Genomic DNA, 6553 nt, shown 5'->3' with positions numbered 1-6553 from the left:
CGAGGTATGCACGATGAACTGGCGCACCTTGCTCGGCATTGGCCTGGCAGCGGCCGCGCTGGCCAGCGGCTGGTCGGCCTGGCACCACCGCAAAGCGGCCGTTCCGGTCGCTGCCGACAGCCTGCGCTCGGACTACGTGCTGAGCGATTTCGAGATCGTGGCGCTCGACAAGCAAGGCAAGGAATCCACCACCTTGCGGGCGCCCAGCATGGAGCGCAGCCGGGCCGATGAATCGATGACCATCACCCGTCCGCTGTTCCTGCTGCCCGATGCGGCCGGCCACCACTGGCAGCTGCAATCGGACACCGGCTGGGTCAGCGCCAAGGGCGAGGAGATGCGCCTGCGCGGCAATGTCGCCGGCGACAGCCCCAGCGACGGCAAAACCCCGCCCACCACCTTCCGCACCGATGCACTGGATGTGTTCCCCGAGCAGAATCTGGCCCGTACCGACGGGCAGGTCACCATGACCCGCCCCGGTCTGCACCAGAGCGGTGTCGGCTTCCGGGCCAATCTGAAATCCGGCCAATATTCCCTCCTTTCCCAGGTCAAGACCCGCTATGAACCCACTGCTGCCCGCTAAGCTCGCGTCACTCGCTCTGCTCGCCGGCCTCCTTGCGCCGGGTCTGGCCTGGTCCAAGGCCGCCGACCGCAACCAGCCGATGACCATCGACTCGACCAGCAGCGACTGCAACATGACCGGTGACAACGGCAAGTGCCGTTTCAGCGGCAACGTGGTCATCACCCAGGGCACGCTGGAGATCCATGCCGATACCGCCGACGTGATCCAGAAAAACGGTGAAACCGAACGTGTCGTGCTGACAGGCAAACAGGCCACGCTGAAACAGCAGATGGACGACAACACCTGGATGAACGCCCGCGCCGACAGCATGGATTACAACGTCGGCAGCGAAATCATCATCCTGACCGGCAACTACAAGGTCGACTCCGAGCGCGGCTCCAACTCCGGCCAGCGCATGGTCTACAACACCCGTTCCGGCGCCATGCAGAGCGGCGGCGACGGCACCCGTGTGCGCACCGTGATCCAGCCCAAGAACAAGGCCGCAACCCCGGGAGAGAAGAAGTAATGCTCATCGCCGAAGGCCTGCGCAAGCGCTACAAGAACCGCGAAGTCGTCAAGAACTTCGGCCTGACCCTGGCGGCCGGCGAAGTGGTGGGCCTGCTCGGCCCCAACGGCGCCGGCAAGACCACCTGCTTCTACATGATCGTGGGCCTGGTGGAGAGCGACGCCGGCCGTATCGAGCTGGACGGACGCGACATCACCTCCGATCCGATGTACTCGCGCGCCAAGCTGGGGGTGGGTTATCTGCCTCAGGAACCGTCGGTGTTCCGCAAGCTCACCGTGGCCGACAACATCCGCCTGGTGCTGGAACTGCGCGAGGACCTGGATGCCGCAGGCCGCGAGCGCGAGCTGTCTTCGCTGCTGGACGAGCTGCAGATCGGTCACGTTGCCGAGCAGGCCGGTGCCAGCCTCTCCGGCGGCGAACGCCGTCGCTGCGAGATCGCACGCGCGCTGGCCGCCAAGCCACGCCTGATCCTGCTCGATGAACCTTCGCCGGTGTCGATCCGATCTCGGTCGGCGAGATCCAGCGCATCGTCACCCACCTCAAGCAGCGTGGCATCGGGGTGCTGATCACCGACCACAACGTGCGCGAGACCTTGGGAATCTGCGACCGCGCGTATATCCTCAATGAAGGCAGCGTACTGGCGCAGGGGGCACCGGACGAACTGCTGGCCAATACCGACGTTCGCCGCGTGTATCTCGGAGACACCTTCACCCTCTGAGCGGCGACCGCCCGGCCATCCGCCCTTCCTGGACAGGCACCGGCATGAAAGCACGGCTGCAGACATCGCTGGGACAGCATCTGGTCATGACGCCGCAATTGCGTCAGGCCATCAAGCTGTTGCAGATGTCCAGCACCGAGCTGGAAGTGGAGCTGGCCGAAGCGGTGGAAACCAATCCACTGCTGGAATGGGCCGAGAACGCCGAACAGACCGCGGCCAGCGACACCGGCGAACGCAGCGGATCAACGGCCGACAGCGGCAAGGACGAGGATCGGCCGGACTGGTCCACCGATGATCCGGACTGGGGCGGCGGGAAAAGCGGATCGTTCGACGGCGATGACGACGATGCCAGCGACCGCGTGGCCGAGCCGGAAACGCTCGCCGACCACCTGCTCTGGCAGCTGCACCTGTCCCCCCTTAACAGCCGCGACCGCACGATAGGTGCAGCGCTGATCGATGCCTTCGATGACGACGGCTATCTGCGCGAACCGCTGGCGGCCATCGCGCAGACGCTGCTGCCGGATATCCGCGCGGACGAAGACGAAATCCTGACCGTACTGCACCAGATCCAGCGCTTCGATCCGGTCGGCATTGGCGCACGCACGCTGGGCGAATGCCTGAAACTGCAGCTGCACGTCCTGCCGGCGGATACCGCCGGGCTGGCGCTGGCGCGCGTGATCGCCGACGGTCCACTCGAGCGCCTGCCACGCGCGGGCATCGCCGGAATCGCCCAGGAGCTGAAACAGCCGGTGGCCGCCGTCGATGAAGCGGTGCAACTGCTGCGCTCGCTGGATCCGCGCCCGGGCAAGCAGATCGGCGAGCTTTCCACAGACAGCTATGTCGTCCCGGATTGCGTGGTGTGGCGCCAGCGCGGCGTCTGGCGCGCGGCCCTGGCCGGCCATGCCGGTCCACGCGTGGTCATCCACCGTGGCTACGAGCAGCTGATCCGCCGCTGTGGCGATGCCGATGCCAGCTATCTGCGCGCCCAGCTGCAGGAGGCCCGGTGGCTGCTCAAGAGCCTGGAAGCCCGCGGCGAGACCCTGCTGCGGGTGGTCAACCGCCTGTTGCATCACCAGGCCGCGTTCCTGGAGTTCGGCGCGCAGGCGTTGCGCCCGCTGACCCTGCGCGAGATCGCCGGCGAGCTGGAACTGCATGAATCCACCATTTCGCGTGCCATCGCCCGCAAATATGTCCGCACCCCGCGCGGCACCTTGCCGCTGCGCGCGTTTTTCGCCTCGGGCATCGACACCGACAGCGGCGGTGAAGCCTCCAGCACCGCCATCCAATCGATGCTCCGCAAGCTGATCGAGGCGGAAAACCCGCGCAAGCCGCTTTCTGACGCCAAGCTGGCTGAAATGCTCAAAACCTCCGGCATACCGGTAGCGCGGCGCACCGTTGCGAAGTATCGTGAAGCCATGAACATCTCCGCCTCCCACGAACGCGTCCGCATCGTCTGAAGCATTCGCAGGTCCGGCGCAGGGTTCATCAAGGCAACCCCGAACCACAGGAGGAATCCGATGCGTATCGAGACGTTTGGCAAAGACGTGGAAGTCACGCCCGCCCTGAAGGAGTATGTGGAAACCAAGCTGCAGCGATTGGCCAAACACTTCGACCAGCACTGCGAAGTCCGGGTGACACTGTCACTGCAGAAGAACGAACACCACGTCGACGCCAGCGCCAACCTCCCCGGCCAGACCTTGCACGCCGAAGCCGGCGCACAGACCATGTATGCGGCCATCGACATCCTGGCCGACAAGCTCGACCGGCTGGTCATCAGGTACAAGGAAAAGAATCTTCCCCACGCACCGCATGCACTGCGCGACAATGGCTGACAGACGCCCTCGCCCGTTGCAGACATGCCCCTGAATGACCTGATGGCGGCCGTGAGTACCCAGGTGCTCGCGGCCGCTGATCGCATCAGCACCCTTCGTGCCGCCGCCCGTTTGTTGGCCTGCCGAGAAGCCGCTGAAGACCGTATTTTCCAGAGCCTGTGCGAGCGCGAAGGCGTCGGCAGCACCGCCATCGGCCATGGCATCGCCATTCCACACGGCCGCTCGGCCACGCTTGAACGCCCCCGTGGCGCCTTGTTGCGACTGGTGCAACCCGTGGACTTCGGTGGCGACGAGCCGGTGGATCTGGTCTTCGCGATGGCGGTGCCGGCGCATTACACCCATCAACACCTGATGCTGCTGTCCGAGCTGGCGGAGATGTTCTCCGACAGCGGCATACGCGCGGCCCTGCGCGAGGCCGCGGATGAAACAGCTCTCAAGCAGATTCTTGACGATCCACAGCGGGTGCATTCGGCATGAATACCAGCATCACCGCGCGTGAACTCTTCGACCAGCAGCGCGAACGCCTGGACCTGCGCTGGGTCGCCGGGCAGGCCGGCGGCAAGCGCGAGCTGGAGGCCGGAAATACCGTCGCCCGGCGCCCGTCACTGGCCGGCTATCTGAACACCATCTACCCGAACAAGGTGCAGATCCTCGGTACCGAGGAGCTGGCGTGGCTGGATTCGCTTGATGCGCGCCAGCGCTGGGAGGTCATCGAGCGCATCATCCAGGCCCACCCGCTGGCACTGGTCATCACCAAGAATCACGGCTGCCCGGAAGACCTGCGCGCCGCGGCCGATGAGTCGCAGACGCCGCTGTGGATCTCGCCCAAGCGCGGTCACGAGCTGCTCAACCACCTCTCCTATCATCTGGCCCGCACCCTGGCGCCGCGCATCACCCTGCACGGCGTATTCATGGAGATCTACTCGATCGGCGTGCTGATCACCGGTGAAGCCGGTTCGGGCAAGAGCGAGCTGGCACTGGAGCTGCTTTCCCGCGGACACCGGCTGGTAGCCGACGATGCACCTGAATTCACCCAGATCGCCCCGGACGTCCTGGACGGCACCTGCCCCGAACTGCTGCAGGATCTGCTGGAAGTGCGTGGCCTGGGCGTGCTCAACGTGCGCCAGATGTTCGGTGACACGGCTGTAAAGAAGAACAAGTATCTTCGCCTGATCGTCCACCTGACCAAGCCGATGACCGAACCGGGCAGCTATGGCTACGAGCGCCTGACCGGCGATTCGGGCAAGCGTCACGTACTGGATCTGGATGTGCCGCTGATCACCTTGCCGGTGATGCCCGGCCGCAACCTCGCGGTGCTGACCGAAGCGGCCACCCGGCTGCATATCCTGCGCACCAAAGGCATCGATCCGGCCGCCATGTTCATCGCCCGCCACAGCAACCTGTTGGAGCAACGCACCCCATGAACGCGTCGTCCTCCCCGACTCTCGTCATCGTCAGCGGCTTGTCCGGTTCGGGCAAATCCGTCGCCCTGAAGACCTTCGAGGATCTGGATTACTACTGTTCTGACAATATCCCGGTGAACCTGCTGCCGGACTTCGTGCGCAGCGTGCTCGGTGAAGGGACGGAAAACAGCCCGCAGCGCATGGCCGTGGGTATCGATGTGCGCGGACGCAGTGACCTTAGCCAGCTGGCACGCTGGCGCCAGACAGCACGGGAATACGGCATCGATGCGCGGCTGCTGTTTTTCGAAGCCAACGACGACACCTTGCTGGCGCGCTATGCCGATACCCGGCGCCGCCATCCGCTGAGCCACCTGGGCCTGTCGCTTCCCGAGGCGATCGCCCGCGAGCGCGAGCTGACGGCACCGCTGCGGCGCGAAGCCAACGCGGTGATCGACACCAGCAAACTCAACGTGCACCAGCTGCGCCGCCGGGTCATCACCGACTTCACGCTGAGCAAGGAAAGCACGCTGTCGCTGCTGTTTGAATCCTTTGCCTACAAGCGCGGCGTGCCGGCCGAGGCGGATTTCGTGTTCGACGCGCGGGTCCTGCCGAATCCGCACTGGGACCCGGAACTACGGTCGCTGACCGGGCGCGACCGCGAGGTCCGCGAGCACCTGGACGCCCAACCCGAGGTCGTACGTTATGTCAGCCAGATCGAGGACCTGCTGGACACCTGGCTGCCCAAACTCGGCAGCGAAACCCGCAGTTATGTGACCGTCGCCTTCGGCTGCACCGGTGGCAAACACCGCTCGGTGTATCTGGCCGAACGGCTGGCACGCCACACCCGGGATCGCGGCTGGCAGGACGTGGCCACCTTCCATCGCGAACAGGATTGAATCGCCCGGAAAAGGCTGTCTTTGCCGCTATCGCGGACTCGGTCTGACCTGTTAACGTTCCAACATGAACTGTGGCGTTCTCCTAATTACCCATCCCGGTGTCGGCAGTGCCCTGCTGGACGTTGCCAGACACCTGCTGCGACAACTTCCACTGAAAACCGAAGCTTTCGAAGTACCGTTCGACGCGGATCTCGACGCCCTGCTGCCCCAGGCCTCGGCCGCGCTGCGCAGGGTGGAGAGTGAGGCCGGCGTGCTGGTGCTGACGGATCTGTACGGTGCCAGCCCCAGCAATCTGGCTGCCCAGCTCGCACGCCTCGGCACGCCGGTGCGGCGCGTGTCCGCGTTGAGTCTGCCGATGCTGCTGCGGGTCATGAACTATCCGGAACAGGGATTGGACCAACTGCCCGCCACTGCGGCGGCGGGCGCACGCAATGGAGCCATCATCGACGATGCTTGAACAAGTACTCACCGTATCCAATCGCCTGGGCCTCCATGCCCGCGCGACCGCCAAACTGGTGCAGCTGCTGTCCGGCTACCGCGCCAACGCCACGCTGCTGGCCAAAGGCCGCGAGGTCAACGCCAAGAGCATCATGGGCGTGATGTTGCTGGCCGCCGGTAA

Annotated in this window: 9 protein-coding genes and 1 pseudogene; all 10 read left to right on the top strand. The window is 65.0% G+C overall.

Annotation, left to right across the window (positions count from 1 at the left end):
- The first annotated feature begins 13 nt into the window (after nucleotides 1-13).
- Nucleotides 14-580: an LPS export ABC transporter periplasmic protein LptC gene (gene lptC / locus JCM9942_RS09300; RefSeq protein ID WP_054659219.1), complete on the top strand. Its 567-nt coding sequence runs from the start codon at nucleotides 14-16 to the stop codon at nucleotides 578-580.
- Complete coding sequence (gene lptA / locus JCM9942_RS09295) at nucleotides 558-1085, top strand: lipopolysaccharide transport periplasmic protein LptA (RefSeq protein ID WP_089153159.1); 528 nt, start codon at nucleotides 558-560, stop codon at nucleotides 1083-1085. Before lptC ends, lptA begins: the two co-directional genes overlap by 23 nt.
- Nucleotides 1085-1803, top strand: a pseudogene (lptB, locus tag JCM9942_RS09290) (LPS export ABC transporter ATP-binding protein). Before lptA ends, lptB begins: the two are co-directional and overlap by 1 nt.
- A 44-nt stretch (nucleotides 1804-1847) precedes the next feature.
- On the top strand, nucleotides 1848-3260 hold the full coding sequence (locus JCM9942_RS09285; RefSeq protein ID WP_054659217.1) for an RNA polymerase factor sigma-54: 1413 nt from the start codon (nucleotides 1848-1850) through the stop codon (nucleotides 3258-3260).
- 60 nt (nucleotides 3261-3320) lie between these two features.
- Nucleotides 3321-3635: a ribosome hibernation-promoting factor, HPF/YfiA family gene (gene hpf / locus JCM9942_RS09280; RefSeq protein ID WP_054659215.1), complete on the top strand. Its 315-nt coding sequence runs from the start codon at nucleotides 3321-3323 to the stop codon at nucleotides 3633-3635.
- Between the two features lie 24 nt (nucleotides 3636-3659).
- Complete coding sequence (locus JCM9942_RS09275; RefSeq protein WP_054659213.1) at nucleotides 3660-4112, top strand: PTS sugar transporter subunit IIA; 453 nt, start codon at nucleotides 3660-3662, stop codon at nucleotides 4110-4112.
- Nucleotides 4109-5059 carry an HPr(Ser) kinase/phosphatase gene (hprK, locus tag JCM9942_RS09270; RefSeq protein WP_054659211.1) on the top strand — a complete coding sequence of 317 codons (951 nt, stop codon included), beginning with the start codon at nucleotides 4109-4111 and terminating at the stop codon, nucleotides 5057-5059. Before JCM9942_RS09275 ends, hprK begins: the two co-directional genes overlap by 4 nt.
- Nucleotides 5056-5934: an RNase adapter RapZ gene (gene rapZ / locus JCM9942_RS09265; protein WP_054659209.1), complete on the top strand. Its 879-nt coding sequence runs from the start codon at nucleotides 5056-5058 to the stop codon at nucleotides 5932-5934. The genes hprK and rapZ overlap by 4 nt, the downstream gene beginning before the upstream one ends.
- Nucleotides 5935-5998: 64 nt before the next feature.
- On the top strand, nucleotides 5999-6391 hold the full coding sequence (locus JCM9942_RS09260; protein WP_054659207.1) for a PTS sugar transporter subunit IIA: 393 nt from the start codon (nucleotides 5999-6001) through the stop codon (nucleotides 6389-6391).
- Nucleotides 6384-6553, top strand: a 170-nt coding sequence (locus tag JCM9942_RS09255) for an HPr family phosphocarrier protein (protein WP_157722846.1), incomplete at its 3' end; no start/stop codon positions are given. The genes JCM9942_RS09260 and JCM9942_RS09255, both read left to right, overlap by 8 nt.

This window comes from Stenotrophomonas pictorum JCM 9942 (assembly GCF_001310775.1).
GTDB lineage: Bacteria > Pseudomonadota > Gammaproteobacteria > Xanthomonadales > Xanthomonadaceae > Stenotrophomonas > Stenotrophomonas pictorum.
Note: the sequence above shows the minus strand (reverse complement) of the source record. Positions and strands in the feature narration are given on the sequence as shown.

Bases quoted from the DNA above. Each gene is read 5' to 3' on its own strand.
- lptC (WP_054659219.1), top strand. From the start codon at position 14: ATGAACTGGCGCACCTTGCTCGGCATTGGCCTGGCAGCGGCCGCGCTG.
- lptA (WP_089153159.1), top strand. From the start codon at position 558: ATGAACCCACTGCTGCCCGCTAAGCTCGCGTCACTCGCTCTGCTCGCC.
- JCM9942_RS09285 (WP_054659217.1), top strand. From the start codon at position 1,848: ATGAAAGCACGGCTGCAGACATCGCTGGGACAGCATCTGGTCATGACG.
- hpf (WP_054659215.1), top strand. From the start codon at position 3,321: ATGCGTATCGAGACGTTTGGCAAAGACGTGGAAGTCACGCCCGCCCTG.
- JCM9942_RS09275 (WP_054659213.1), top strand. From the start codon at position 3,660: ATGCCCCTGAATGACCTGATGGCGGCCGTGAGTACCCAGGTGCTCGCG.
- hprK (WP_054659211.1), top strand. From the start codon at position 4,109: ATGAATACCAGCATCACCGCGCGTGAACTCTTCGACCAGCAGCGCGAA.
- rapZ (WP_054659209.1), top strand. From the start codon at position 5,056: ATGAACGCGTCGTCCTCCCCGACTCTCGTCATCGTCAGCGGCTTGTCC.
- JCM9942_RS09260 (WP_054659207.1), top strand. From the start codon at position 5,999: ATGAACTGTGGCGTTCTCCTAATTACCCATCCCGGTGTCGGCAGTGCC.